General features: G+C 67.1%; 22 protein-coding genes and 2 tRNA genes. 3 read left to right on the top strand and 21 right to left on the bottom strand.

From position 1 onward, the window contains the following. Positions 1–12 precede the first annotated feature (12 nt). The 4 genes from K3M35_RS09415 to K3M35_RS09400 form a co-directional block, all read right to left on the bottom strand. The gene (locus K3M35_RS09415; protein ID WP_016931505.1) at positions 13–990 is read right to left on the bottom strand and encodes a R2-like ligand-binding oxidase; all 978 of its coding nucleotides are present in this window, start codon (positions 988–990) and stop codon (positions 13–15) included. Positions 991–1,035: 45 nt separating this feature from the next. Beyond that, positions 1,036–2,211 carry a Dyp-type peroxidase gene (locus K3M35_RS09410; protein ID WP_220666326.1) on the bottom strand — a complete coding sequence of 392 codons (1,176 nt, stop codon included), beginning with the start codon at positions 2,209–2,211 and terminating at the stop codon, positions 1,036–1,038. Beyond that, complete coding sequence (locus K3M35_RS09405) at positions 2,204–2,710, bottom strand: copper chaperone PCu(A)C (RefSeq protein WP_024102556.1); 507 nt, start codon at positions 2,708–2,710, stop codon at positions 2,204–2,206. The genes K3M35_RS09410 and K3M35_RS09405 overlap by 8 nt, the downstream gene beginning before the upstream one ends. A 77-nt stretch (positions 2,711–2,787) precedes the next feature. Beyond that, positions 2,788–3,288: a hypothetical protein gene (locus tag K3M35_RS09400; RefSeq protein ID WP_220666325.1), complete on the bottom strand. Its 501-nt coding sequence runs from the start codon at positions 3,286–3,288 to the stop codon at positions 2,788–2,790. 142 nt (positions 3,289–3,430) lie between these two features. On the opposite strand from K3M35_RS09400, the gene K3M35_RS09395 reads away from it, so the two are divergent. The 3 genes from K3M35_RS09395 to K3M35_RS09385 are packed head-to-tail and all read left to right on the top strand — an operon-like array spanning position 3,431 to position 5,842. Beyond that, positions 3,431–4,561 (top strand): FtsX-like permease family protein, encoded by a 1,131-nt coding sequence (locus tag K3M35_RS09395; RefSeq protein WP_033098092.1) that lies wholly within the window; start codon positions 3,431–3,433, stop codon positions 4,559–4,561. Continuing rightward, complete coding sequence (locus tag K3M35_RS09390) at positions 4,558–5,238, top strand: ABC transporter ATP-binding protein (RefSeq protein WP_006550926.1); 681 nt, start codon at positions 4,558–4,560, stop codon at positions 5,236–5,238. Before K3M35_RS09395 ends, K3M35_RS09390 begins: the two co-directional genes overlap by 4 nt. 31 nt (positions 5,239–5,269) lie before the next feature. After that, on the top strand, positions 5,270–5,842 hold the full coding sequence (locus K3M35_RS09385) for a TetR/AcrR family transcriptional regulator (RefSeq protein WP_019290462.1): 573 nt from the start codon (positions 5,270–5,272) through the stop codon (positions 5,840–5,842). Between the two features lie 36 nt (positions 5,843–5,878). Here K3M35_RS09385 and K3M35_RS09380 read toward each other — a convergent pair whose 3' ends face one another. The 17 genes from K3M35_RS09380 to dnaA all read right to left on the bottom strand — a co-directional run bounded on the left by K3M35_RS09380 (position 5,879) and on the right by dnaA (position 26,094). Then, positions 5,879–6,316 carry a trans-aconitate 2-methyltransferase gene (locus K3M35_RS09380; protein WP_064256040.1) on the bottom strand — a complete coding sequence of 146 codons (438 nt, stop codon included), beginning with the start codon at positions 6,314–6,316 and terminating at the stop codon, positions 5,879–5,881. A gap of 97 nt (positions 6,317–6,413) precedes the next feature. Next, positions 6,414–6,486 (bottom strand) — tRNA-Ala (locus K3M35_RS09375). A 137-nt stretch (positions 6,487–6,623) separates the two neighbouring features. Beyond that, positions 6,624–6,697: transfer RNA gene (locus K3M35_RS09370), tRNA-Ile, on the bottom strand. Between the two features lie 75 nt (positions 6,698–6,772). Next, positions 6,773–8,035 (bottom strand): DUF3566 domain-containing protein, encoded by a 1,263-nt coding sequence (locus tag K3M35_RS09365; RefSeq protein ID WP_220666324.1) that lies wholly within the window; start codon positions 8,033–8,035, stop codon positions 6,773–6,775. Further along, the gene (gene gyrA, locus K3M35_RS09360; RefSeq protein WP_024102549.1) at positions 8,036–10,540 is read right to left on the bottom strand and encodes a DNA gyrase subunit A; all 2,505 of its coding nucleotides are present in this window, start codon (positions 10,538–10,540) and stop codon (positions 8,036–8,038) included. Positions 10,541–10,688: 148 nt separating this feature from the next. Continuing rightward, the gene (locus tag K3M35_RS09355; protein WP_039584437.1) at positions 10,689–11,522 is read right to left on the bottom strand and encodes an MHYT domain-containing protein; all 834 of its coding nucleotides are present in this window, start codon (positions 11,520–11,522) and stop codon (positions 10,689–10,691) included. Between the two features lie 133 nt (positions 11,523–11,655). After that, positions 11,656–12,495 (bottom strand): MHYT domain-containing protein, encoded by an 840-nt coding sequence (locus K3M35_RS09350; RefSeq protein ID WP_220666323.1) that lies wholly within the window; start codon positions 12,493–12,495, stop codon positions 11,656–11,658. Positions 12,496–12,641: 146 nt separating this feature from the next. After that, positions 12,642–13,454, bottom strand: coding sequence for an MHYT domain-containing protein (locus tag K3M35_RS09345; protein ID WP_006550920.1), 813 nt, complete (start codon positions 13,452–13,454; stop codon positions 12,642–12,644). Further along, positions 13,454–14,008 (bottom strand): ATP/GTP-binding protein, encoded by a 555-nt coding sequence (locus K3M35_RS09340; RefSeq protein ID WP_024102547.1) that lies wholly within the window; start codon positions 14,006–14,008, stop codon positions 13,454–13,456. Before K3M35_RS09340 ends, K3M35_RS09345 begins: the two co-directional genes overlap by 1 nt. 13 nt (positions 14,009–14,021) lie before the next feature. After that, complete coding sequence (locus K3M35_RS09335) at positions 14,022–14,396, bottom strand: DUF742 domain-containing protein (protein WP_006550918.1); 375 nt, start codon at positions 14,394–14,396, stop codon at positions 14,022–14,024. 13 nt (positions 14,397–14,409) lie between these two features. Continuing rightward, positions 14,410–14,826 (bottom strand): roadblock/LC7 domain-containing protein, encoded by a 417-nt coding sequence (locus tag K3M35_RS09330; protein WP_006550917.1) that lies wholly within the window; start codon positions 14,824–14,826, stop codon positions 14,410–14,412. After that, the gene (locus K3M35_RS09325) at positions 14,823–18,308 is read right to left on the bottom strand and encodes an ATP-binding protein (protein ID WP_220666322.1); all 3,486 of its coding nucleotides are present in this window, start codon (positions 18,306–18,308) and stop codon (positions 14,823–14,825) included. The genes K3M35_RS09330 and K3M35_RS09325 overlap by 4 nt, the downstream gene beginning before the upstream one ends. Before the next feature lie 349 nt (positions 18,309–18,657). Next, the gene (gene gyrB, locus K3M35_RS09320) at positions 18,658–20,694 is read right to left on the bottom strand and encodes a DNA topoisomerase (ATP-hydrolyzing) subunit B (protein WP_019290470.1); all 2,037 of its coding nucleotides are present in this window, start codon (positions 20,692–20,694) and stop codon (positions 18,658–18,660) included. Between the two features lie 215 nt (positions 20,695–20,909). Next, on the bottom strand, positions 20,910–21,482 hold the full coding sequence (locus tag K3M35_RS09315; protein ID WP_019290471.1) for a DUF721 family protein: 573 nt from the start codon (positions 21,480–21,482) through the stop codon (positions 20,910–20,912). Continuing rightward, positions 21,479–22,711: a DNA replication/repair protein RecF gene (gene recF, locus K3M35_RS09310; RefSeq protein ID WP_220666321.1), complete on the bottom strand. Its 1,233-nt coding sequence runs from the start codon at positions 22,709–22,711 to the stop codon at positions 21,479–21,481. Before recF ends, K3M35_RS09315 begins: the two co-directional genes overlap by 4 nt. Positions 22,712–22,733: 22 nt before the next feature. Next, positions 22,734–23,918, bottom strand: coding sequence for a DNA polymerase III subunit beta (gene dnaN, locus K3M35_RS09305; RefSeq protein ID WP_220666320.1), 1,185 nt, complete (start codon positions 23,916–23,918; stop codon positions 22,734–22,736). Between the two features lie 502 nt (positions 23,919–24,420). Further along, the gene (gene dnaA / locus K3M35_RS09300; RefSeq protein WP_220666375.1) at positions 24,421–26,094 is read right to left on the bottom strand and encodes a chromosomal replication initiator protein DnaA; all 1,674 of its coding nucleotides are present in this window, start codon (positions 26,092–26,094) and stop codon (positions 24,421–24,423) included. Positions 26,095–26,378: the final 284 nt, after the last annotated feature.

The following is a 26,378-nucleotide window of genomic DNA, read 5'->3' as shown; positions in this document are numbered from 1 at the left end:
GATCGACCCTGCTCAGTCCGCCGGGGTGCGGTCGGGAGCCGGAACCGCAGCGAGCGCGGCGGCGTCCTCGTCCCCGAAACGGTCCTCGAGCACGGCGGGAGCGAAATCGAGATCGATCTCCTCCAGCGGGCGTCCGCGCGCGGATTCTATTGCGCCGAGCCGTCTCTGTGCCCGGTCGGCCGCATAGGAGATGAACTCGTCGTTGTCGAGACCGTAGGGCTGTTCGTCGAACTGCTCGTTCTGCCACTGGATCATTCCGGTCGCGAGGGGAAGCAACTCCTCCATCCGCTGCAACACGACGTTCCAGTTCGAGTCGTCCGCTGCCACATGCCGTCGGCAGGTGAACGTGCCCCAGGCCATGTGCCGGCGCTCGTCGGAACCGATCCGCCGGATGATCTCCTGCATGCCCGGCAGGATCCCGTACTTGGTGCACACCTTCTGCCACGCGTAGTAGCCCGTCAGCGCGAGACTGCCCTCGATGACGTGGTTGTAGGTGACACTCGCGCGGACCTGATTGGCCGGGGACGGATCTCGATCGAGCACGCGCAGGCTGTGCGGCAGTTCCTCGTAGAACAGCCGCCGGTAGTAGGGATTCTCGGCAACGAACGGGTGCAGGTCGGATGTCAGTCCCACGGTGTCCATCCAGCGACGGAACACCTGCACGTGCTTGGCCTCCTCGTAGCAGAACTGGGTCAGGTACATCTCGTCACCCAACCGGCCCTCCGCTTCCATGGCGCGGAGGAACGGAAGGATGTCCTGCGTGACGGCCTCCTCGCCGGCGACGAACAACGCGACCAGATAGGTCGAACTGCGGCGTTGTTCCGAGTTGAGCGACGCCCAGTCCTCGGCGTCGTGGGAGAAGTCGATGTCCATCGGATCCCAGTGCGCTGCGTTGCCCTTCGCGAAGAGCCGGAGCGGGAAGGCGTCCCAGTTCAGGCCGCCTTCCCGCAGCGACGCGAAACCCTGACGTATCTGTGTAATCTCGGTCACACCCTCGAGGCTAGACCTCGATTCCACATACGTCGCGGTCTTGTCTCAGTCACCCAGCAAGGTGTCGCCGGGATACCCCTTCGGACCGAATCCCGGAGGGACGAGAAAGACCGCCGACCCGATCGGCGTGATCCACGGATTCAGCGCGTCGTGCTCGGCGAGGCGCTGCTGCACCGGGACGAACTGACGGTCCACGTCCACCTGGTAGGTGGCGAACAGCAATCCGGCGCCGTCCTGGTCGTCGTAGTTGTAACCCCGTCGCAGGAACTGCTCGTCGCCGGTGCGGGGACGTGCCCGCGCGACGTGCGATTCCGGCGGGATCACCGGGATACCGAACCGGTCGGTGGCCTCGAAGTCGGCGTCGTCGTGTTCCTCCGAACCCGTCAGCGGAGCACCGTTCGACAGTCGCCGGCCGACGGCGAGTTCCCGAGCGGGACGGTCCAGCTCGTCCCAGGTGTCGAGTTCCATGCGGATCCGGCGCAGCACGAGCGAGGTGCCACCGGCCATCCACGGCGGGTCACCCGGATTCCACACCTGCCGGTCGAAGTCCGGGCTGTGCGGCGCGGGATTGACGGTGCCGTCTACCTGCCCCATGAGGTTGCGCATGGTCGTCCCATCGGGTCGCGTGCCGGCCGCACGCCGGAACCCTCGCTGGATCCAGCGGACCGTCGCCACCGATCGCACACTCCTGGTGAGTGTGAGGACCGCGTGCGAGACGGTCACCGGGTCGTCGGCGCAGACCTGCAACAGCAGGTCGCCGCCGGACCATCGTTCCTCGAGCCGGTCGATCGAGAAGGCCGGCAGCGGCTTCAGCCACGCGGGTCGTCGGTCGGTCAGGCCCGCGGCGTCGAAGACCGCGGGACCGTAGCCGACCGTGACCGTCAGCCGGGCCGGGTCGACGGCGAGTTCGGGTTCGGTGTCGCCCAGCGCCGGCGTCCCGGTGGTGAGTCGCCGCGAATCCTCGGCCCACACCCGCATGATCCCGACGAGCCCGTCACGATCGACACCCTCGGCGAGGTCCAGTGCCACGAACGACGCGAAGGACTGCGCGGGGGTGTCGATACCAGCCTGATGGGTGCCGTGGATCTCCACGGTCCGCGCGCCGATCGGTTCGGAGATGCGGGACGCGACCGCCGTCCCACCTCCGACCGCGCCGAGTCCTGCTGCACCCAGCGCGGCGACACCGCCCCCGAGCAGGGTGCGTCGAGTGAACCTAGCCATCGTGGGCTGCCCCGTCGTGGGACGGCACGTACTCCTCCTGTGCCCCGGCGAAGTCGCGGACCTGGGCCGTGAACTCCTCGGTCGATCCGTCCGCGAACTCGAGTGTGAAGGTCACCGTGCTCCCGGGTCGCAGAGGCTCCACGAGGTCCATGAGCATGAGGTGGTCGCCGCCGGGCGCGAGGCTGTGCACGGTGTCCGCGGGGATGACGAGCCCGTCCCCCATCTCCTGCATCACCATCGAGGCGCCGCCGGACGACACCATCTCGTGCAGTTCCGTGGTGGCGGATGCAGGACTGGACGCGCCGACGATGTGCACGTCACTGCTGCCGGTGTTCTCGATCTCGGCGAAGGCACCGGTCATCCCGGTGTCGGATGCCTTGACCCAGGCTTCGGACACGACGACGGCCTCGGCCGAGTCGGTGGTGCCGGTGTCGGAACCGCAGGCGGCGGCGAGCAGGGCCGTTGCGGCGATCGCAGTGCCGAACATGGTCTTCTTCATGATTCTCCGTAAGTGTCGGTGCCTCTGCGGGTACACGGAACGAGCGGTCGCCGGCGGCGGCGACCGAGAAGGTTGACCTAGCGGAGAACAACGGGAGGTGCGCGGCTGCCGGTTCCGCCGACGAGTAGTACGCCGGGACCGATATCGGGGCGGTGGATCGTCGGGACAGGTTCGGCGACGGCCACGGGCAGCGTGCGGTACGTCTCGGGAACGATCCGGCGCAGCGCTGCGAGTGCTGCTTCGCAGCCCTTCTCGGCACCCCGTACCAATACTGCGGCGAGGAGGACGGCAACCGCGTGGGCGGACATCATTCCGGATCCCGGTGTGTGCAGGTGACCGTCGTGGAGTCCCAGCACGAGGTGGCCGGCGACCTGCCCGAGGACGAGGACGAGCGGCACCGGAAGCCTGGTTTCGCCGGTGAGGACTCCGACAGCGAAGGCAAGCCCGAGGAGGAACACCAGGGCGTCCTGGTGGGGCATCGCTCCGCCGGCGAAGGCGTGCGCGGCGATGCTCAGTGCGGCCGAGATTCCGCTCACGAAGACCGCGCGCATGCGCATCACGGTGTTCACCTCGGCCATGAAGCCAGAATACTTCCCTCACCTGCGATTACTACCCCATGTAGTAACTATCACCGAATATAACGACAGAGCGTCGGTAAGATATCGACGTGCCGTCGAGAAGATTGGGCACATACCCGGTCCAGCCCACGAAGGACTCCACATGTTTCTTGCCATGCGCGAACTATGGTTCGCGCGCACCCGCTTCCTGTTGATGGGCGCCGTCGTCGCGCTCATCTCGATCCTCATGGTGATCCTGTCCGGTCTGTCGTCCGGTCTCGTCGTCGACGGCGTCTCCGCACTGCAGCGCACACCGGTGCAGGCATTCGCCTTCGCCGAAGGAACCAAGGCCGACTCCGCATTCTCCCGATCCGTGGTCACGGAAGACCAGGCCGACACCTGGCGTGCCCGCCCGGACGTCGCTCGCGCCGAACTGTTCGGCAACACCATCGTCAACGCGAAAACCGAGAGCGGGGTCCCCGTGGACCTCACACTCTTCGGCATCCGGCCGGGCTCGTTCCTCGAACCCTCGGTCTCCGAGGGGGCACCGCTCGGTGGTGACACCGATGTCGTCCTCAGCGACAGCGCCCGCGCCACCGGCGTCGAACTCGGCGACACGATCGTCGTCGATCGTCTCGGTACCCGGTTGGACGTCGTCGGGTTCACCTCCGACAAGCGCACCTTCGGTCACGTCGACGTCGCCTACCTTCCCCTGAGCACCTGGCAGGAGATCCACGCCGGTGTCCGGCTCGGTGAACAGGTCCCTCCGAGCGCGTACACCGAAGCCAGTGTGGTCGCGATCGAGGGTGTGGACGGAGCACTGCCCGATCTCACCGCGGGTGACGCAGCAGCCGGTACGACAGCGAAGACCCTGGAGGAATCGTTCGATTCCTCCCCCGGCTACAGCGCCGAGATGATGACGATGTCGATGATCACCGCCTTCCTCTACGCGATCTCAGCCCTCGTCGTAGGAGCGTTCTTCACGATCTGGACCGTGCAGCGCAGCCGTGAGATCGCCGTCCTCCGCGCCATGGGCGCCTCCACCGGATTCCTCCTGCGCGACGCCCTCCTGCAGGCCGTGATCGTGCTCGTCGGCTCGGTCGCCTTCGGTGTGCTCGTCGGTCTCGGACTCGGGTCGGGCCTCGAGGGCAGCGGCATGCCTTTCGTCCTCGAATCCGGCCCCGTCGCTCGAGGTGCCGTTCTGCTCGTCGTCCTCGGCCTGCTCGGCGCCGCCCTCGCCGTGGTCCGCATCGTCCGTGTCGATCCGCTCGCTGCCCTGGGAGAGAACAGATGACCGTCACCACCTCCACCGGCCTCGCACTGTCCGACGTCTGCCTGTCCTTCGGCGACGGCGACAGCACGGTCCACGCCCTCGATCACGTCGACCTGGGCGTCGAGCCGGGTGAACTGGTCGCCGTCGTCGGGCCGTCCGGTGCCGGCAAATCGAGTCTGCTGGCGGTCGCCGGTGGCCTCGGCCGACCCACTTCCGGCACCGTGAGTGTCGACGGTATCGAGGTGACCGCACTCGACCCGCGGGCGACCGCGAAGCTGCGCCGAGAGCGGGTCGGGTTCGTATTCCAGTCCGGCAATCTCCTCCCCGCCCTGACCGCACGCGATCAACTGCTCCTCGTCGAGAAGATCGCCGGACGCCCCGGACGGAACCCTGACGAGCTGCTCGCCTCGGTGGGTATGGAGCACCGCGCCCAGCGGCGACCCGGGCAGCTCTCGGGCGGTGAGCGTCAACGTGTCGGCATCGCGCGGGCCCTGATGGCCGAACCGTCGTTGTTGCTCGTCGACGAACCCACCGCCGCCCTCGATCGGAAACGCAGCCACGAGGTCGTCGAACTGCTGGCACGGGAAACCCACACCAGTGGAGTGGCTACGATCATGGTCACCCACGACCACGAAATCCTGCGGCACTGCGACCGCGTGCTCGAAATGGTCGACGGAAGACTTCGACCACACGACTGAACGGTCGACAGCCGAACGAGGAGGGCCGGCGGTGCCGAAGATTTCCGCAGCGACGGTCGCGGAGCACCGCGCAGCGCAGCGCCGTGCCCTCCTCGACGCGGCGCTCGAACTCCTCGCCGAGAAACCGGAACAGGCACCCTCGCTCGGCGACGTGGCGCGTCGTGCGGGTCTGGCCCGGTCGAGCGTCTACAACTACTTCGATTCGCGCGACGACCTGCTGCACGCGGTCGTCGTCGACATGTTCCCGCGCTGGAACACGCGCGTGGTCGAGGCGATGGAGAAGGTGTCCGATCCGACGGAGCGGGTGCTGACGTACATCGACGTCAATCTGCAGCTGGTCGCCGAGGGAGAGCACGCGATCGTCGGTGCTCTCGCCGCTTTCACCCCTCAGGCGTTCAGTGACGAGAGCATGCACGCCATGCATCAGGACCTCGTCCTCCCCCTCGTCGAGTCGCTGCGGGCCCTCGGAGTCGCGGATCCCGAACTCGATGCCGAGCTCGTCACCGCGCTCGTGCACAAGGGAACGGAATTGATCGAATCCGGCCGCAAGCTCGACGAGGTGCGCTCCTCGATCCGCAGGGTTCTCACCACCGCCCTGTCCTGATGTTTCACGTGAAACGGTGCACCGATTAGGGACTCTTCACGATCCTCTCGGGATCGGAAGTTCCCTCAACGGCTCACCACCGTCGATGAACAGTCGCGCATCCGGGCGCGTCGCCGCCGCGATGCGTGCCAGAGCTGCCCTACCGGCTTCGGGGTGCCGTCCGTCGAGGGCGCCGACCCTGATTGCGAAGACTAGGTCGAACGGCTCCTCGTCCACGCCCGGGACGAAGTCCTCGACGGCGACACAGCGCGCCCTCAACCGGCCCGCAGCGATCAGATCTCCAGACGACGAGGTCAGCCGGTCGATCGCCACCGGGGACCGGTCGAGAGCGAGAATGTGTCCGGTGGTCAACCGTTCGGCGACCGCACGCGCTGCAGCCCCGGGCCCACAGCCGATCTCCAGCACCCTCAGGTGCGGCTCCAGAGGCAGGGCCGCGACGATCTCGGCGAGTCGCGGAGAGAGGCGAGGCGTCACCCTTCGAGTGTGGGATGTAGGCGCACCATCGGGGGCAGCAACAGAGAAAGGGCGCTTCCGGAATCCCGGAAACGCCCTCTACCTGAATATTTTCTTGTGGAGCCTAGGAGATTCGAACTCCTGACATCTGCCTTGCAAAGGCAGCGCTCTACCAACTGAGCTAAGGCCCCGTCCGCCGCGTCAGCGACTGGGAACCGCGTGCCATTCGTCTTCGCTCCGAAGCATGCGAGCGATTCCGAGAACGATCAGAATCCCGGTTCCCACGAGTGCGAGAACCCTCATTCCGATCATCCTTTCGGCACGGGAGTGGGCCTAGGAGGACTTGAACCTCCGACCTCTTCGTTATCAGCGAAGCGCTCTAACCGCCTGAGCTATAGGCCCTCGAACCGAGATGGAACACTACCCCACCGGGGTCGCCGGAAACAAATCGCCTCGGCGGGGCAGCGTTCCGGCAGGTCAATCCGGGTCGGCGAGGGTGGCCTGAACGCCGCCTACGAGATCGGTGCAGAGGTTGTAGATGAACGCACCGAGGGTCGCGAGAGCCGTCAGCAACACCGTGTTGGCGATGCCGATGATCGTCGCGTAGCCGAACACCTGGCCGGCCGAGACGAGCGCACCGCTACCGGCGTCGGAGACGATGTCGGTGAACGCACTGTTGAGGCGTTCCCATACCCCCATGCCGGCCAGCACGCCGTAGAGTAGGCCGACCGCGATCATCCACACGAAGAACAACGACACCGAGATCACCGACGAGATCTTCAGCATCGACCAGGGGTCGATACGGCGGATCTGCACGGTGGCCCGCAGCGGTCCGGCGGCGGGGATCGCCGTGGGCACCGCGGTGGTGGCGGGGGCGCTCACCTGCGGGGTCTCCCCCGTGCTCGGCGAACCGGTCGACGGATGCTTCACTGCGGACAGATCCGGCAGGTCCTTGGCGAGATCCTTGCGTTCGATGTGCCGTGTCGGGCCGTCGATTACCGCGGACTTCGCCTTCGCTGCAGCAGCCCGGTCGCGCGTCCCGCGCGCGGCGTCTCCGCCCCCGGCCGGGCTAGCTCCTCCGGCGGCATTGGGAGCCGCTGTGCCGGTCACGACGGGACGCGTCGACGGCTCCGGGCCTCCGGCCGCAGAGCCCTTGGCCGAGGCCCCAGCGGGGCGCTGAGGCGCTCCACCCTGCTTGGACAGACCCTGACCCACACCCGGAACGTTCGTCTGCGGAGCGTTCTGCGGGGAGCCCGACTGCGCCGACGCCGCTCCCCGCTGCCAGGGAGGGGTCGGGCCGCCGGAGCGGGGCATCTGGGCGGTGCGTTGCTGACCTGTGGCCGGCTGATCGGCCGCAGCCGATCCGTTCTTACCGTCCGCTGAGGCACCACCGGACTTCTGGGAGCCGCCCTGAGCAGGCGTGTCCTGCGCCGCCTTCGCCGTCGGCTCGGCGGCCTTCCGGCCTGCTGCCGGCTGCTGGTCGGCCGGACCCTGCACGGGTGCCGGGTCCGCTGCTCCCGCTGCGGGAGCGGACGAACCCTCCGCCGGTGCCCCAGGAGCCTGCGAAGGCTGGGCCGGTGACGACTGCGACGGCCGGTTCTCCGGCGCCGGTTTCTGCTCCGAGGCCGGGCCCTGCTGCGTGCCCTTGTTCTCGGGCTTCACCTCGTTCTCTGTACGGTCCTCCGGCTTCCGACCGGTTTGCCCGCGATCGGCCCCGTTCGGTCCCTGGGGAGTGCTCACTTACGACTCCTTAGCTCCGGCTGCGTCGGCTTCGTCCGGCTCGTCGGCGTTGCGCGCGATCGCGAGCAATGTATCGCCCTCGGCCAGGTTCATGAGCCGCACGCCCTTGGTCTGACGGCCTGCCTTGCGCACCTGCTTCGCCGCAGTGCGGATGACACCGCCGCTCGAGGTGATGGCGTACAACTCGTCGTCGTCCTCGACGATGCGCGCCCCGACCAGGTTGCCACGCTTGCGGTCGTACTGGATGGTCAGAACACCCTTACCGCCGCGACCTTGGACCGGGTAGTCCTCCATCGGGGTGCGCTTGGCGTAACCACCCGAGGTAGCGACCAGCAGGTACGTGCCCTCCTTGACGACGTTGAGCGAGAGCAGCTTGTCCTCGCCGTTGAACCGCATGCCCTGCACACCGGAGGTCGCGCGGCCCATCGGACGCAGCGCCTCGTCGGTGGCCGAGAAACGGATCGACTGGCCCTGCTGCGAGACGAGCAGCAGATCGTCCTCGGCGGAGCACAACACCGCGCCGACGAGCTCGTCGTCGCCGCGCAGGTTGATCGCGACGATGCCGCCCGAACGGTTTGAGTCGAAGTCCGACAGGCGCGACTTCTTGACCAGGCCGTTGCGGGTCGCGAGCACCAGGTACGGCGCATCCTCGTAGGTTTTGAGGCGGATGACGCCCTGGATGCGCTCGTCGGGCTGGAAGGCCAGGAGGTTCGCGACGTGCTGACCACGCGCCGTGCGATTCGCCTCGGGCAGCTCGTACGCCTTCGCGCGGTAGACGCGGCCCTTCGTCGTGAAGAACAGCAGCCAGTCGTGCGTGGACGTCACGAAGAAGTGCTTGACGATGTCGTCCTGCTTGAGCTCGGCACCCTTGACGCCCTTGCCGCCGCGCTTCTGCGAGCGGTACAGGTCGGTGCGCGTGCGCTTGGCGTAACCGGTCTCGGTGATGGTGACGACGACGTCCTCACGTGCGATGAGGTCCTCGTCGTTGACATCGCCGTCGGCCGCGACAAGCCGCGTGCGGCGCTCGTCGCCGTACTTGTCGACGATCTCCTTCAGCTCGTCGCGGACGATGGCGCGCTGCCGCTCCGGACGGGCCAGGATGTCCTTGTAGTCCTCGATCTCGCGCTCGATCTCGGCGAGGTCGTCGACGATCTTCTGACGCTCGAGAGCAGCCAGGCGACGCAGCTGCATCGCCAGGATGGCGTCGGCCTGGATCTCGTCGACCGTGAGCAGATCGATCAGGCCGGCGCGCGCGATGTCGACGGTCTGCGACGCGCGGATGAGCGCGATGACCTCGTCGAGCGCGTCGAGGGCCTTGACCAGGCCGCGCAAAATGTGGGCGCGTTCCTCGGCCTTGCGCAGCAGGTACCGCGTACGCCGGACGATGACCTCGATCTGGTGGTTGACGTACAACCGGATCATCTGGTCGAGGCGCAGCGTGCGCGGCACCCCGTCGACGATCGACAGCATGTTGCAGCCGAAACTCGTCTGCAGCTGCGTGTGCTTGTAGAGGTTGTTGAGAACCACCTTGGCCACCGCGTCGCGGCGGACAGTGACGACGATGCGCATGCCCACGCGGTCGGACGACTCGTCGTGGATGTCGGAGATGCCCGCGATCTTGCCGTCGCGGACCTGTTCGGCGATCGACGTGATGAGGTTGTCCGGGTTGACCATGTACGGCAGCTCGGTGATGACGATGCTGGTGCGGCCCTTGGAGTCCTCTTCGATCTCCACGACGCCGCGCATCTTCACCGATCCGCGACCGGTCGTGTAGGCATCGTGGATGCCCTGCGTGCCCGTGATCAGGCCGGCGGTCGGGAAGTCCGGTCCCTTGATCCGCTCCATGACCGCGGCGAGGGTGGTCTCCTCGTCGGCCTCGAAGTTGTCGAGCGCCCAGTAGATGGCCTCCGCAACCTCCCCGAGATTGTGCGGCGGGATGTTGGTGGCCATACCGACCGCGATACCGCCCGAACCGTTGATCAACAGGTTGGGGATACGGCTGGGGAGAACCGTCGGTTCCTGCGTGCGGCCGTCGTAGTTCGGCTGGAAATCGACCGTCTCGTGGTCGATCTCCCGCAGCATCTCCATCGCGAGCGGCGTGAGCCGGCACTCGGTGTACCGCATGGCGGCGGCGCCGTCGTTGCCGCGGGAACCGAAGTTGCCCTGGCCGTCGACGAGTGGATAGCGCATCGACCACGGCTGCGCCAGACGCACGAGCGTGTCGTAGATCGACGCGTCGCCGTGCGGGTGGTAGTTGCCCATGGTCTCGGCGACCGCGCGCGCCGACTTCACGTACCCGCGGTCGGGGCGGAAGCCGTTGTCGAACATCGCATAGAGCACGCGTCGGTGCACCGGTTTGAGACCGTCACGCACGTCGGGCAGAGCACGGCCCACGATCACGCTCATCGCATAATCGATGTAACTGCTCTGCATCTCCTGCTGGATGTCGACGGGCTCGATGCGGTCGTGCCCCGGCCCCTCCGGAGGCAACGTGGTGTCGGTCATGAGCTCCTTCTTCTACTCGGCTCGCACGCCCGGCTCCGGCCTTCGGCCCGACGGACGTCTCGCAACCACACGAGTCTATAGGTGCAGGTCAGCCGATGCCGAGAAGGACAGGCACTTCACAGCCCGAGATCTGTCCGGAACCGAGTTCTCACATGTGGGATCCGGTGACCGGGTCGCGGTCCACCTGCCGTTCCGCCTCCGACGCCCACTGCCCGAGCCGGGCGTCGCGCACGGCGTCCTCCGGGTCGGAGGCGAGCAGCAGCGCGGTGATCGGCACGGCCAGGACGATGATGCCGAGGACGAACGCAGGGAACAGCAGCGACATCACGGTCATGCCTTCGGGCGCGGGCATGCTCGGATCGAGGGTGACCCGCACGCCGGCCATGCCGGTGTAGTGCAGCGCCACGACCGCGCATCCCATGACGAAGGCCGCGACGACGCGGATCTCGAGACGACGCGTGCGGCGGGCCAGTGCGAGCGCGGCCGTGGAGGCGACGACACCGATGATCACCGAGGCGATCACGTACCCCGTCTCGTGTTCGATCGCGCCCCGGATGCGGATGGCGTACATGCCGCTGTAGTGCATCATGCTGACGGCGGCGCCCATGAGCAGACCGCCGATGAGCAACCGCACCGATTCGGGAATGCGGTGCTTGCTGACGTCGTGCACGTCGGCGATCCGCAGACCCACGAGGGTCGCGACGACGGCGAGCACGACAGAGAAGACCGTCGGTGCCAGTTCGTATCGGATGGTCGTACCCGGCACGGAGAAGCCCATCATGCCGATGAAATGCATGAGCCAGATGCCCACGCCGCCGATGGACAACGATGCCATGAGGAGCCACCAGTTGCCGCTGCGCCGCGGCTCTTCGAGCGACCGCCGGACACAGGACAATCCGACGAAGGAGCCCATCACAGCGGTGGCGTAGGAGAGGAGGAAAACCCACATCCCCATGGAGAAGTGGTGTACGTCGTGCGACACGTGAGGTCCTCACAGCGGCGCGCTGTCACCACCGCGCTCGGAGGGCACGCGCCACGACCTACCCGATGCGGGCTGCACCCCGACTTTCCAGCAGCGTAAGCGAGCTTATCGCGCTGTGGGTGTTCACATCACATCACCGTTTCACATGTCGTCCGTAAGGACGGGAGACCGTCTCGGGGCCGTCCCCACCGAGCCAGATCGCCATCTCCCGCTCCTGCTCGAGGTCCTGTGTGCTCGCCGATGCCATCAGAGCTACGACCGGCACCGCGAGCAGCGCGACACCGATGATGAATCCAGGGAACAGCAGGGTCATGATGGTCATCCCCTCCGGATTCGGAGCGGACGGATCGACGGTCACCGCGATCCCGGCCATGCCCGTGTAGTGCAGTGCCACCACGGCGCATCCCATGAGGGCGGCGGCCGGGATCCGCACGGCCGGCCGTTCCGCGACCCGCGACAGCCACAACGCGACGATCGACGCGACGACACCGATCGCGACGGACGCCGCGACGTACGACCGTCCCTGCTCGAGTTCGCCCTGGATCCGCACCGCGGCCATGCCGCTGTAGTGCATGCCGGCGACCGCGAAGCCCATGATCACGCCGCCGACGAGAAGCCGGACATCCGACGGCAACCCACGGATCCACTGCACGTCGGTGTCGAGGATCCGCAATCCGACCAGCGTGGCCGTCACGGCGAGCGCGACCGACAGCAACGTCAGTCCGAGGTCGTAACGGATCGCGGAACCGGGTACGTCGAAGCCCATCATCCCGATGAAGTGCATCAACCAGATTCCGACGCCCCCGATGGACAGGGCTGCCATGAGTGTCCATCGGGTCCGGGCGACCGACGTCCATGCGTTCGCAGCCTTGCGCGCGCAGGACAGACCGGCATAGCACCCCACTGCGGACGTGATGTAGGCGAGTGCGAAAAGCCAACCGCCCATGGAAAAATGGTGAACCTCGTGCGACATGTTGCCCCCCAGGAAGCGGCACGCACGGCACATCGATCCGTGTCGTGCCGAGTAGACCGACAGCGACCCCCGACGCTGCACAGAAGACTACTCCACTTCCGGGATTTCAACCAGATATGTTGACTTACAACATGTTCGGACGATATTCAGAAGGTCCGACCGTCGACGGGATCTACCGGGCCGTCGGCCGCCCACCGCTCGGATTCCTCTTCCAGTTCCGCCGCAAGACGATCCGGGGCCTGGAGCACCAGGACGATCGGAACGGCCAGCAGCAACAGGCCTACGACGAAGAGCGGGAAGAGAATGGAGAAGACCTCGATCCCACCGGAAACCACCACGGCGGGGTCGATCTCCACACGGACCGACGCGGCGGCGAGGAAGTGCACCGCGATCACGGCGACGCCGGCCAACGCGCTGCTCAGCAGGCGCTTGGGCCACGTGTCCGCCGTCTTCACCTGGGCCAGGAAGCCCACGGCCGTCGCGATCGCCAGCCCCACCGCTGCGGCGACCCAGAGCGGATCGAAGGTCAGCGATCCCTGGATCCGCACCGCTGCGAGGACCGAGAACGGCGCGCCCGCAAGGCCGGCGCCCAGCACGAGAGCACCCGTGACCGTCCGGGCGAGGGTGGCGGGAGCGTTGTCCGGGATCGCGACGAGCAGCGCCACGTACACCGACACCAGCGCGACGAGCATCGAGAACACGATGGTGACGGTGTCGAACCGCACCACACTGTCCTCGACGTTGAAGCCCGCCATCGGAAGGAACATAGCGAGCCAGACACCGACGCCACCGCTCACCAGGGCAGCGAGAATCATCCAGTACGAACGCAATCGGTCGCTGGAGGTGGTGCGGACCCGTCGAGCACCGGTGACCCCGATGAACACCCCGATCGCCGAGGTCAGATAGGCAAGGACCGTGACCCACGAGCCCATCGTGAAGAGTTCGAGGCCCTCCCCCATTACTGGGTCACCGGCTGGTGCAGCTTCCGCAGAGCGTATTCGGTGACGGTGACCAGGGCCTGCTTCGCCGACTCACGTGCTCGCGCATCGATCGACACGATCGGCACATCCGCCGAGATCGCCATCGCCTGACGGATGTCCTCGAGCGGGTACCGGGGAGCATCGTCGAATTCGTTGATGGCGACGATGAACGGGAGATTGCGCGCCTCGAAGAAGTCGACGGCGGCGAAGCTCTCATCCAGGCGACGCGTATCGATCAGCACAATCGCCCCGATGGCGCCGCGGATCAGGTCGTCCCACATGAACCAGAAGCGGTGCTGTCCGGGCGTGCCGAACAGGTAGAGGACGAGGTCGTCGGCCAGACTGATACGACCGAAGTCCATGGCGACCGTGGTGGTCGCCTTCTGCGGTGTCGCAGAGAGGTTGTCGACGCCGTCGCTGGCGTTCGTCACGAGCGCCTCGGTACGAAGCGGCACGATTTCCGACACCGTCCCGACCAGAGTCGTCTTACCGACGCCGAAGCCTCCGGCGATCACGATCTTGGTCGAGGTCACGCGCTTCGTGGCGTTAGAGTTCGCGAAGTCCACTGAGGACCCTTTCAATCAGCTCACGACGCTCCGCGTCGCTCGAATCGTCTTTCAGCGTGGCCAGGATCTGTACGTGTCCGGCTTCGACGAGATCGGCGACGAGCACGCGTGCCACGCCGATCGGCACCCCCACGCGCGCGGCGATCTCCGCGACGGAGGGTGATTCCTTGCACAGCTCCAGGATCGTGGCATTGATGTTGTCCAGATCCCGGGACCGATCGTCGGTTCCCGGAATGGCCTGGATGAGCGCCTCCAACGCCAATTCGACCGCAGGACTCGTACGTCCCGAAGTCAGGGAGTAGGGCCGGACCAGACTGGGCTGATCCGGCACGGACTCCGGCTTCCGCGATTCCATGGCCACCTCGACGTCAGGACCCTAGACCGACCCGCGGGGTGGCTTCGACCGAAGCACCCACTCGATCGACCAAGAGCGCCATCTCGTAACCGACCTGTCCGATGTCGCACTCGGAGGCGGTCAGAGCCGCCAGGTGCGAGCCGTCGCCGACGCTCATCAGCAGCAAGTAGCCGTGCTGCATCTCCACGACGGACTGCAGCACACCCCCACCGTCGAACAGCTGCGACACACCGTTGGACAGGCTGGCCAGACCCGAGGTCACCGCAGCGAGCTGCTCGGCACGATCCACCGGGAGGTGGGCGCTGGCGGCCATGAGCAGACCGTCGGCGGACACGAGCACGGCATGCGAGACACCCGGGACTTCGCGCGCGAAGTTGGAAACCAACCAGTCCAATGGACGAGCTGCGTCGGATCCATGATCAATATTCATCGAACTCCCTGTTCGTCGTTCTCGCGATTGCTGGAATTCGCCGAGGCGCGTCCGTTGCGGACACCCTGCTGATGGCGGCTCAAGTTGGCCCGGATGGCTTCCGGGTCTCGACGTCGAATGGTCCTCGGCAGCTCACCCGTTGCCGGTGCCCGAACAGCACCCGGCACCAGACGCTCGCCGGGAGCGCGCCGCGGAAGACCCGCGGTGGTGTGCTCCTCCACGGGGGACTCGGTAGCACGCTGTGCGGCTTCCCAACCCGCGTCCGCCGCGGAGCGCCACTCCCGCTTCCTGCGGTCCTCCGGAAGGCTCGTCGGGTCGACGAGCCAGTCCGACATCATCGTGGTGAAGATCGGGGTGTTCGCCGGCTGCGGACGGGCCGACGCGAGGTCGGACCGCGGTTGGAAGAACGATGCGGTCTTCGCCGAGTTGGTCCGGTAGCGATGGCGGGCCGCCTGCTGCGCGTCGCTGTGCGGCGAGACGGAGCCACCGTCGGCGATGCTCGGACCGGAGACCGCTGCGGCCGAATCGGGTTCGGAAGCGTTGGTCGACGCAGCGGGTTGCGGCGGAAGCCCCGGCGTGCTGCCCGGCTGACGACGCGGCAGACCGGGCGTGCTTCCCGGACGACGCTGCGGGAAACCCGTCGAGGGTTCCTGCTGCCGACGATCCGCATCCTGCTCGGGGGCGCGCTGTGCGTCCGGCGCGGGGGCGCGCTGGGGCAGGTCGGGACGGTTCGGTGTGTCCGGGCGACCTGCGGCGTCGCCACCTGCGAGCGGTCCCGCCGACGGCTGTTGCTGCGGCCGGTTCTGCGGAACGGACGGGGACGATCCGGAAGCCCGTCCCGGCAGGCCGGGAGTCGCGCCCGGCCGACGCTGCGGAAGACCGGGGGACGCGGGTCGCTGCTGCGGGGCGGGTGCACGATGCGCCGAACCCTGCTGGGGCTCACGGACCGGCAAGGACTGCGACTGCGACTGCTGGGAGTCCGTTGGCGACAGGCCCGGTGTGGCACCGGGACGACGCTGCGGAAGACCCGAAAGCCCTTCCCGGCGAGACCGATCGGCGTCGGGTCGTGGCCCGGCACCGTTGCGGCCGTCGAGCGGGTGACCGTTGGTCTCGTCCGGCCCGCGACGAGGACCGCGCGGAGGCAGCGACGACGCGAAGGCTGCGGCGGCGTCCGGCTCGATCCGGCGCGGCTGCGGCGACCGGGGTGGAGTCGGGAGACCAGGCGTCTCGCCCGGCTGACGCGTGGGCAGACCCGGAGTTCCACCCGGGCGACGCTGCGGAAGCCCCGACGGGCCGAACTCGCGGGATGCCGGCGGTGCCTGATTGTCGCGCTGCGGCTCGTCGCGTCGCTCGTCGTCGTAGGACGGCTCCGCATCCCATGCGGCGGAAGCGCTCTCGTCGACATCGGCGGCGTAACCGTTGTTCGCGTAGCCGTTGTCGTAGGCATCGTCGGACTCGTCCGCACGGACATCGTCGGCGGAGTCGAGCGACTGCGAGGACGCGTACTCGTGCCGGTCGTCGGCCGCGGGCAGACCCTGCGGGGCGACGGGCGCCGAGAGCGCCTGCGGTGCCGAGTACTCCTCCGCTTCGATCTCGATGCGCGGCTGGGGACCGGTGTGCGACAACGCCAACGGGGAGACCAGCAGGACGTCCGGGATGTGGACGCTCGCGGTGATACCCGGGTTGCGCGCGGTGTCGAAGGTCGGGCGCAGGCGCACGGTGAGACCGTGCCGCTCGGCCAGTCGCGAGACCACGAACAGACCCATGTGGCGTGCGGTGTCGGGACCGACCTCGCCGCCCTTGGCGAGACGCTGGTTGATGGACTCGAGTTCGTCGGCCGGGATACCGATACCGCGGTCGGCGATCTCGACGAGCAGGCCACCGTCGACGGCTCGCGCGAAGCTGAAGGTGACGTTGCTGTCGGGCGGCGACGCGCGCAGCGAGTTGTCGACCAGCTCGGCGAGCAGATGCACGATGTCGGTCGCGACCGCGCCGCTGAGGGCACCGTCGGGAGTCGAACCGATCTGCACGCGCTGGTAGTCTTCGACCTCCGACATCGCGGCGCGCAGGATGTCGCCGAGCTGCACGGGCGCGGAGTGACCGCGGCGCGTGCGGGTACCGGAGAGAATCAGCAGGTTGTCGCCGTTCCGGCGCATACGCGCGGCGAGGTGGTCGAGGCGGAACAGGCTCTCGAGTCGGGCCGGATCCTTCTCCTCGTACTCGAGTCGTTCGATGAGGCCGAGCTGCTGCTCGACGAGCGACTTGGAGCGACGTGCGAGTGTCTCGAACATGTCGCTGATCTGCAGGCGGAGGTGTGCCTGCTCGCCGGCGAGACGCAGTGCCTGCCCGTGCATGTCGTCGACGGCGCGGGCGAGCTGACCGATCTCCTCGGTGGTGTGCACCGGGACTCGGGTGAACTCGATATCCTCGATGTTGTCGCCGACCTTGATGCGGTCGATGGCCTCGGGCAGCTCCTGCCGCGCGACCTTCAGCGTGCCGTAACGCAGGCGGCGGATCGGGCCGACCAGTGAGCGGGACACGAGCAATGCGAGCACGAGGGCTGCGAGCAGGGCTGCGAGCACGATCGCGGTGTCGCGGAGAGCGGCCGAGCGGGTTTCCGCGGCGCGGTCCTGAATCGTGGTGCTGACCTGCGACGACGCCTCGTCGATGATGGTGCCGTAGATGTCGACACTGTTGAGCAGCGACGCGCGGATGTCGAGGATCGGGAGCGGACCGGAACCGGCCGCGTCGACCATGTCGGCACGTTCCTGGACGCCGGCCCGCAGTTCGGCGATCTGCTGATCGGCCATCAGGTAGGAGCGGGCGAGCAGGTCGAGCATCGCGAGCTCGGCGCCGGAGGCGGACACCAGCGCGGTGCCCGGCTGGGTCGGGTCGTCGATCAGCTGGAGCAGACCGAGAACCTGACCGAAGAGGTAGCGCTGCGAGTACCACGCGTTGATCAGCTGGTCGCCGTAGCCGATGATCTCGCGATCGTCGACCTCGTCGAGGATGGCCTCGACGACACGGTTGAGGCTGTCGCGCACCTCGTTGGTGACGGCACCGATCTCCTCGATCGGCACCGGACCCGCCTGAATCTTCGTGTAGAGCGACTGGGCCGTGGCGGCGGTGCGGCTGAGGTCGGCGGTCACGGCGGGATCGAGCTCGGGGTTCTCCGTGATCGCGGCGATCGTGCCGAAAGCGTCACCGAGAGCCGCCATTTCCTCGGGGGTCGCCGTTCCGACCGCGGCATCCGCGGTGGCGGTGGCGAACGCCGTCGAGAAATCCACGATGTCCGGCACGGCTGCGACCTGATCGGCTGCGGACGAGAAGTGGACGGCGTTGCTGAGCTCGTTCTCGACCCGAAGACCACCGAGGACCATTGCCACAGTCACGGGGACAGCGAGAACGGCGGTGACCTTCCTGCGAAGACCCCACCCCTCGATGTTCCACCACCGCTGCTGGGGCGGCGACTTGTCACTCATGGATCACAGCTCTCCTTCCACCCCGTCCGCGCCGGGCGACGAACACCAGTCGGCACTGCACTCCGTTGAGCGCGTTTTCGATCGAGTGCAGTCGAACGAGACGTTTCGGGTGAGGGCACCATATCGGGACATACAGCGGATACGGAAGAGTGAGTTCTTCCCGTACCCCGCGCTGCCCCAGCCCCCTCGTCGGCAGCCACACGTACAGATGGCCGATAGAAGTGTACTCACGAGTAACGAAGAAGGCTAACGGCCCTGCCCACTTCCGGGCGCACGACATGCGAATCCCCGCCGTGATGTACGACACAGCGGGGATTCGCATGCAGTTCTCCGGCGCTGCCGACCGTGATCAGACGTCGAGGAAGCGGACATCCTTCGCGTTACGGGTGATGAAGCTCCGTCGTGCCGCGACGTCCTCACCCATCAGAACGCTGAACAGCTCGTCGGCGGCAGCGGCGTCGTCAAGGGTCACCTGACGCAGGACGCGGACGCTCGGATCCATGGTGGTCTCCCACAGCTCTTTGGCGTTCATTTCACCGAGGCCCTTGTAGCGCTGGATGCCGTCGTCCTTGTTGATCCTCTTGCCGGCCTTCAGACCCGCCTCGAGCAGGGCGTCGCGCTCGCGGTCGGAGTACGCGAACTCCGGCTCGCTGCGCTGCCACTTGAGCTTGTACAGCGGCGGCTGTGCCAGGAAGACGTGGCCTTCCTCGACCAGCGGCCGCATGAAGCGGAAGAGCAGCGTGAGCAGCAGCGTCGCGATGTGCTGACCGTCGACGTCGGCGTCGGCCATCAGGACGATCTTGTGGTACCGCAGCTTCGAGATGTCGAATTCCTCGTGGATGCCGGTACCGAACGCCGTGATGATCGACTGGACCTCGGCGTTCTTGAGGACCTTGTCGATCCGGGCCTTCTCGACGTTGATGATCTTGCCGCGCAGCGGAAGGATCGCCTGGTACATCGAGTCGCGACCCGACTTGGCGGAGCCACCCGCGGAGTCGCCCTCCACGATGTAGATCTCACACTTGCTCGGGTCCTTCGACCGGCAGTCGGCGAGCTTGCCGGGCAGACCACCGATGTCGGTCGCGCTCTTGCGGCGGACGAGCTCGCGCGCCTTACGAGCGGCGACACGCGCGTGCGCCGACGACACGGCCTTGGTGACGATCGTCTTCGCGTCGGCCGGGTTGGCCTCGAACCAGTGCGAGATGTGTTCGTTGCACGCCTTCTGCACGAAGGACTTCACCTCGGTGTTGCCGAGCTTGGTCTTCGTCTGGCCCTCGAACTGCGGCTCAGCGACCTTGACGGAGATGATCGCCGCGAGACCCTCACGGATGTCGTCACCCGTGAGGTTCGGGTCCTTGTCCTTGAGGAGTTTCTTGTCCTTCGCGTAGCGGTTGACGACCGTGGTCAGCGCCGCACGGAAGCCTTCCTCGTGCGTACCGCCCTCGTGGGTGTTGATGGTGTTGGCGAAGGTGTGGACGGACTCGGAGTAACCCGAGTTCCACTGCATCGCGACCTCGAGTTCGTGGCCGGTGCCCTTGGCGGTGAACCCGACGACGGAGTTGTGGATCGGCGACTTCGTGCGGTTGATGTGGCGCACGTAGTCCTCGAGACCACCCGGGTAGTGGTAGGTGCGGACCTTGACCTTGTGCACCTCGGGCTCGGTCGCCTCGACGGCCTGGTCCTCGGCGGTCTTCGGCGCCTCGGCGGTCTCCGGGACGTCCTCGTCGGTGACCTCTTCGGGAGCGACCCGCTCGTCGGTGAGAGTGATGGTCAGTCCCTTGTTGAGGAACGCCATCTCCTGCAGGCGACGCGCGACGGTCTCGAAGTTGAACGTCGTGGTCTCGAAGATCTCCGGGTCCGGCCAGAAGCGGACGGTGGTACCGGTCTGCTTGGTGGCCTCACCGCGGACGAGCTCGCCCGGCTTCGAGGCGGTGTACGTCTGCTCCCAGTGGTAGCCGTCGTTGTCGATCTCGACCTCGAGGGTTGTGGACAGGGCGTTCACCACGGAGATACCGACACCGTGCAGACCGCCGGAGACGGCGTAGGCATCGGAGTCGAACTTGCCACCCGCGTGGAGCTGGGTGAGGACGACCTCGACGGTGGGCACACCGGAGGCGTGCATACCGACGGGGATACCGCGACCGTCGTCGACGACCTGGACACCGCCGTCGGCGAGGAGGGTGACCTCCACCTTCGACGCGTAACCGGCCATGGCCTCGTCGACGGAGTTGTCGACGACCTCCCAGATCAGGTGGTGCAGGCCACGCTCTCCGGTGGAACCGATGTACATACCGGGGCGCTTGCGCACCGCCTCGAGACCCTCGAGGACGGTGATGGACGACGCACCGTACTCACTCTTGTTGTTGTTCGACTTCTGGGCAGCCACGGGTGGGTAGCTCTCCTTCTCCGATCGGCCCCGCGCACGCGCGCGACGCATTCCTGTCCATCCTACGTGCCCGTGAGCCTTGCGCCGGGGTGGACACGAAAGCGGGCGTTCCGTACCGCTGACGTCCCCGTAGCGGCCTGTTCGCGACCCGGACAACGTGATTTCCTACGCGCTCCGATTTTCGCCCCTCGTACGGGCCGGGAGCGAGCCCGGGATCACCCGTAGGTGTCGCGCGGTCCGCGGCCGCGGATGTGGCGTTCGCCTTTCCGCCAGCTCGGAGCCGTCGGGCCGGTGATCCGCAGTTCCTTGACCACCCCGTGCCCCACGGCCGCGGCGATCTTGGCGAGAATCTGCGATTGCATCATCCGCAGCTGGGTCGCCCAGGCGGTCGACTCGGCCGAGACGTGCAGGATCCCGTCGCGCAGTGTGGTCGGCTGGGCATGGCTCGCGATGTCGTCGCCGACGACCCGCGCCCAGCTTCCCATGACGGTGCCCTCGGACACGTGCGCCGACCAGCCCCGCTGTTTGGACAGCGACTGCGCGAGCGAACCGAGGGTCTGGGGATCGCGGTCGTCCGGCCCGGGCCCCGACCAGCCACGACGTCGGCGTTTCGGGCGCAGCGGCCCGCGCGACGCGCGTCCCTGGCCGACGGCCTTACCGCTCGCCTTGGCGGCAGCTCGAGCCTCCTCGAGCGCGCGGCGGGCCAGATCGATGCCCTTCGGCTCCGGCTCGTCCGCGCTGCGCTCCGGCCCGGCACCGCGTTCGGGACCTGCTTGTTCGTCGTTCATCCGACCTCCCCGGTGAGCGGGTCCGTCTCCCGTTGCACCGATCCCAGCACAGAGACACGACCTTCTTCGGTGTCCTCGGCATTCACGGGGTATCGGGCGCCGTTCAGTTCGGCCGGCACGTCCTCCGGCACGGCCGCCGTGATCAGCACCTGTTCGGCCGTCGCGGCGACCTCGGCGAGGGCGGAGCGGCGCCGTCGGTCGAGTTCGGCGAAGACGTCGTCGAGCATGAGAACGGGATCGGTGCCGTCGGTGCGGAGCAGGGCGAATGCCCCGAGCCGCAGTGCGAGCGCGAACGACCACGATTCGCCGTGGCTCGCATAGCCTTTCGCGGGTTCGGCACCGAGCGTCAGGTCGAGATCGTCGCGGTGGGGTCCGACGAGGCAGACGCCGCGTTCGATCTCCTTCGACCGCACCTCCGCGAGGCGGTGGAGGAAGACGGTCTCGAGAAACTCCCGGTCGTCGGGCGCGGGCGTGCGGGCCGGGTCGGAGAACTCCGGCGGCAGCGCGTCGGCCAGGCTGCTGCGATAACGCAGGCTCGCCGGACGCGACTCGGGTGCGATCGACCGGTACGCCTCGGACACGTGCGGGGCCAGTTCGTGCAGCAACGCGATGCGCGCGGCGAGCAGCTCGGCTCCGTGGGCCGCGAGATGACCGTCCCACACGTCGAGGGTCGCCAGAGCGCCCGCCCCGTCGCTCGAGCGACTCCCTCGCCGCAGTGCTCCCCCCGCGGTCTTGAGCAGGGCGGATCGCTGGCGCAGCACCTTGTCGTAGTCGGCCCGAACCCCGCTCATCCGCGGGAAACGCGTGCTGAGCAGTTCGTCGAGGAACCGCCGGCGATCACCCGGGTCGCCGCGCACGAGCGACAGATCCTCCGGGGCGAAGAGCACCGTGCGGAGGATGCCGAGGATCTCTCGAGGACGCCGGGCGGGCGACTGATTGATCCGCGCCCGGTTCTGCTTGCCCTCGTTGATCTCGATGTCGATACCGAGCTCACGACCGTTGTTGACGACCAGCGCCCCGGCGAACGCCCGCGACGTGCCGGCCCGCAGCAGCGGGCCGTCGGAGGACACCCGGTGCGACGACAGCGTCGACAGATATCCGAGGGCCTCGAGCAGATTGGTCTTCCCGTGTCCGTTGCGCCCGACGAAGACCGTCGCCCCCGGAGTGAGGTCGACGGAAACCGTTCTCCACGAACGGAAGTCGCGCAGCGAGAAGGTGCGAACGTACACGGGGGTCCAGTCTCGGGGCCGGTCAGCCCGGCAGGCGCACCGGCATCAGAAGATAGGTGTAATCGCTGTCCGGAGCGGCGAACGTACCCGAGGAATCCGGCACGGGCTCCTCGTCGAGCGCCGGCCGCAGCACGGCCGGACGACTCGAAGTGGTGAACCCGAACGAGACCTTGTCGGTGTGCAGCGACGTCAGACCGTCGAGCAAGTAGCCGGGGTTGAACGCGATGATCAGCGGCTCACCGAAGAACTCCGCGGGATGCGATTCCTCGGCGCGGCCGGCGTCGTCGCCACCGGCGGACAGCATCACGCTGCCCTCGGTGAACTCGAGTCGGACCTGCGCACCGCGCTCGGCGACCAGCGCGACACGCTTGATCGCGTCGACCAACGGTGCGATTTCGACGGTCGCCATCGCGGTGTGCTCGTTGGGGAGCAACTGGCGGAACTTGGGGAATTCGGCGTCGAGCAGGCGCGTGGTGGTGCGGCGACCTTCGGCGACGATGCCGAGCAGGCCCTCGGCGCCCACCGACGACCCGCTGCCGAGCGCGAGCTGGACCGGGGAGTTGGACGACCCGCCAACAGTTTTCGCGGCCTCGGAGAGGGTCTTTGCGGGCACGAGCACGGCCGAGCTGGTGGACTCCGCGGTGGGCATCCACTCGAGCTTGCGCACTGCGAGACGGAAACGGTCGGTGGCAGCGAGCACCATGTCGGTGCCCTCGATCTCGACTCGGATGCCCGTGAGCATGGGAAGCGTGTCGTCCTTGCCGGCGGCGACGGCGACCTGGCTGATGGCCTCGGCGAACAGATCGCCGGAGAGTGCACCGGTCTGCTGCGGGAGCGCGGGCAGCTGCGGGTAGTCCTCCACAGGCATGGTGGGGAGCGAGAACTTGGCGCTACCGCACGTGATGAGCACACGGGTGCCGTCGAGCACGACATCCACAGGCTTGTGGGGCAACGCGCGGGTGATGTCGGCGAGCAGCTTGCCGGACACCAGCACCTGACCGGGGGTGATGACCTCGACCGAGACGTGGACCTGCGCGGATACCTCGTAATCGAAGCCCGAGACCGTCAGCCCGCGTTCGTCCGCTCCGAGCAGGACACCGCCCAGGACGGGAACGGGGGGTCGCGACGGAAGGCTTCGGGCAACCCATGCAACGGAATCAGCGAAGTCCTCGCGAGGCACACGAAACTTCATACTTCCCAGCTCCATCGCCCGGTGGATCCCTTCGATCGTGGTCTCGACAAGTCTACGAAGTCTGTCACAGAACCCCGACACCGATGAGAGCGGAGCCGGGGGATGCGGGTCCACGTTATGCCTTCCCTCGCTGCTTGGAAAGCCGGGAGGCTCGAGGCGTGAGCCTCATTCGAGGGCCTGTGGACCGACGCTCTCCACACACCTGTTTTGAAAGAAGATTTCTGAAGAGAACTCACAGAAGTAGTAATAGGGCCTGTGGAATCTGTGGACGAACGACCGTCTAGGCTGGTGGGGCAACGTTCTCGAGGGCGTCGAACTCGAGGATGAACTCGAGGAGTTCTCGAGGATGAATGTGGATTCCTCGAGACTGTTCATTCTTTGTCCACCGTTCGTCCACAAAGATCCCACGTTCTGCACACCCTTGTCCACAGGTGTGGGGACCGGAAATTTCTCGAGATACGGGACAGGGAGCGCCCTGTGGACGCTCCCTGTGGATGGAAACTCGAGGCTCGAGGAATCAGCGCTTGGACCGCTGTTTGATACGCGCGGTGAGCTCCTGCACCTGGTCGTAGACCTTGCGACGCTCGGTCATCTCCTTGCGAATCTTCTTGTCCGCGTACATGACTGTGGTGTGGTCGCGACCGAAGGTCTGCCCGATCTTCGGCAGCGACAGGTCGGTGAGCTCGCGGCACAGATACATCGCGATCTGGCGGGCCTGCGCCAGCGGCCGTGCCTTTCCGGGCCCGCACAGGTCGTCTATCGACGTCCCGAAGTACTCCGCGGTCACAGCCATGATCGTGGCGGCATTGATCTCGAGAGCCGAGGAATCCGGCATCAGATCACGCAGCACGACCTCGGCGAGGGTGAGATCGAGCGGCTGCCTGTTGAGCGACGCGAAGGCCGTCACACGGATCAGGGCACCCTCGAGTTCGCGGATATTGCGTTCGATCCGGCTCGCGATCAGCTCGAGCACGTCGTGCGGCACGTTCAGACCGTCCATGCGTGCTTTCTTCGACAGGATCGCGATGCGCGTCTCGAGTTCGGGAGGCTGGACGTCGGTGATCAGTCCCCACTCGAACCGGGTCCGCAGTCGTTCCTCGAGCGTCGCGAGCTGCTTGGGCGGCCGGTCGGACGAGACGACGATCTGCTTGTTGGCGTTGTGGAGGGTGTTGAAAGTGTGGAAGAACTCCTCCTGGATGCCTTCCTTGCCCTCGATGAACTGGATGTCGTCGACGAGGAGGATGTCGGTCTCGCGGTAGCGCCGCTTGAACGCGACCTTGCGGTCGTCGCGGAGGCTGTTGATGAAGTCGTTGGTGAACTCCTCGGTGGAGACGTACTTCACCCGCATGCCCGGGAAGAGGCGCTGTGCATAGTGGCCGGCGGCGTGCAGCAGATGGGTCTTCCCCAGGCCCGAGGCGCCCCAGATGAACAGGGGGTTGTAGGCGCGCGCCGGTGCCTCGGCGATGGCCACCGCCGCGGCGTGCGCGAACCGGTTCGACGCACCGATCACGAAGGTGTCGAAGGTGTACTTCGCGTTGAGGCTGCTGCTGCCGATGGGCGGCGTCTCGGGCGGCGGGGGCTGGGTGAAATAGGACGGCCACGACTCGCGGACGGCGGTCATCGCCTCCCGGTCGTCGTCGACCTCCTCGAGTTCGCCGTGGTCGGCCTCGAGCATGTCGTGCTCGCGCGAGGAGATCAGGCGTCGCCGATAGGCCGCACCCTCACCGGGAAGCATGCCGTCCCGGGTGAATCCCCCGTCCATCGGCCCGACGCCGTCCCTGGCCACAGCCCCGTCCCGCGCGCCGGCGACATCCCGGGGCATCGGAGGGTCGCGACGCAGATCACGGCTGCGGGGCTCTGCCGTGCGCGGGTCACGGCTGCGGGGCTCTGCCGTGCGCGGATTCACAGGCTGTGCATCTTCCGGCAGACCCTCGAGGGGCAGCGTGTCGCGGGGTTCGGCGTAGGGATCCTCGGCGGGGTCGTCCATGCGTTCCCGCGGTTCGACACGCACACCGAGACCCTCGACCCGGTGACCGAGGTGCCGGTTGAGGGTGCGGAGGATGGGTTCGCGCAGATCGCGTTCGATCGATTGCTGGGCGAGGGTGGACGGCACCGAGAGCAGCGCGAATCCCTGTGCGAGCGTGATCGGTTTTACCAGCGCGAGCCATGCCTTCTGGCTCTTCGTCAGCATTCCGTCGTCGATGGTCAGCTCGGATACGACGTCCGTCCACACATCGGCCAGCGCGTTCGGCTCGTCGCTCACGCAGCTTCCCTCCCTTTGGTCACCGGTTTTCCACACGATTATCCACAGGTGTGGACAACCGGGGGAATCACCGGGTGGATGTGTGGATGGGAGGTGTGTATTCGCTCGGCGGGGCTCGTGGGCCCGGGCGGTCTGCGGGGATCAGTGTGACACACGGTGCGACGCGGTCCGACTCCGTGTTCGGTGAACGCGCCCGGAGAAGCTGCGCGACG

The sequence above is a fragment of the Rhodococcus sp. DMU2021 genome (assembly GCF_019641445.1).
Taxonomy (GTDB): Bacteria; Actinomycetota; Actinomycetes; order Mycobacteriales; family Mycobacteriaceae; genus Rhodococcus; species Rhodococcus pyridinivorans.
Note: the sequence above shows the minus strand (reverse complement) of the source record. Positions and strands in the feature narration are given on the sequence as shown.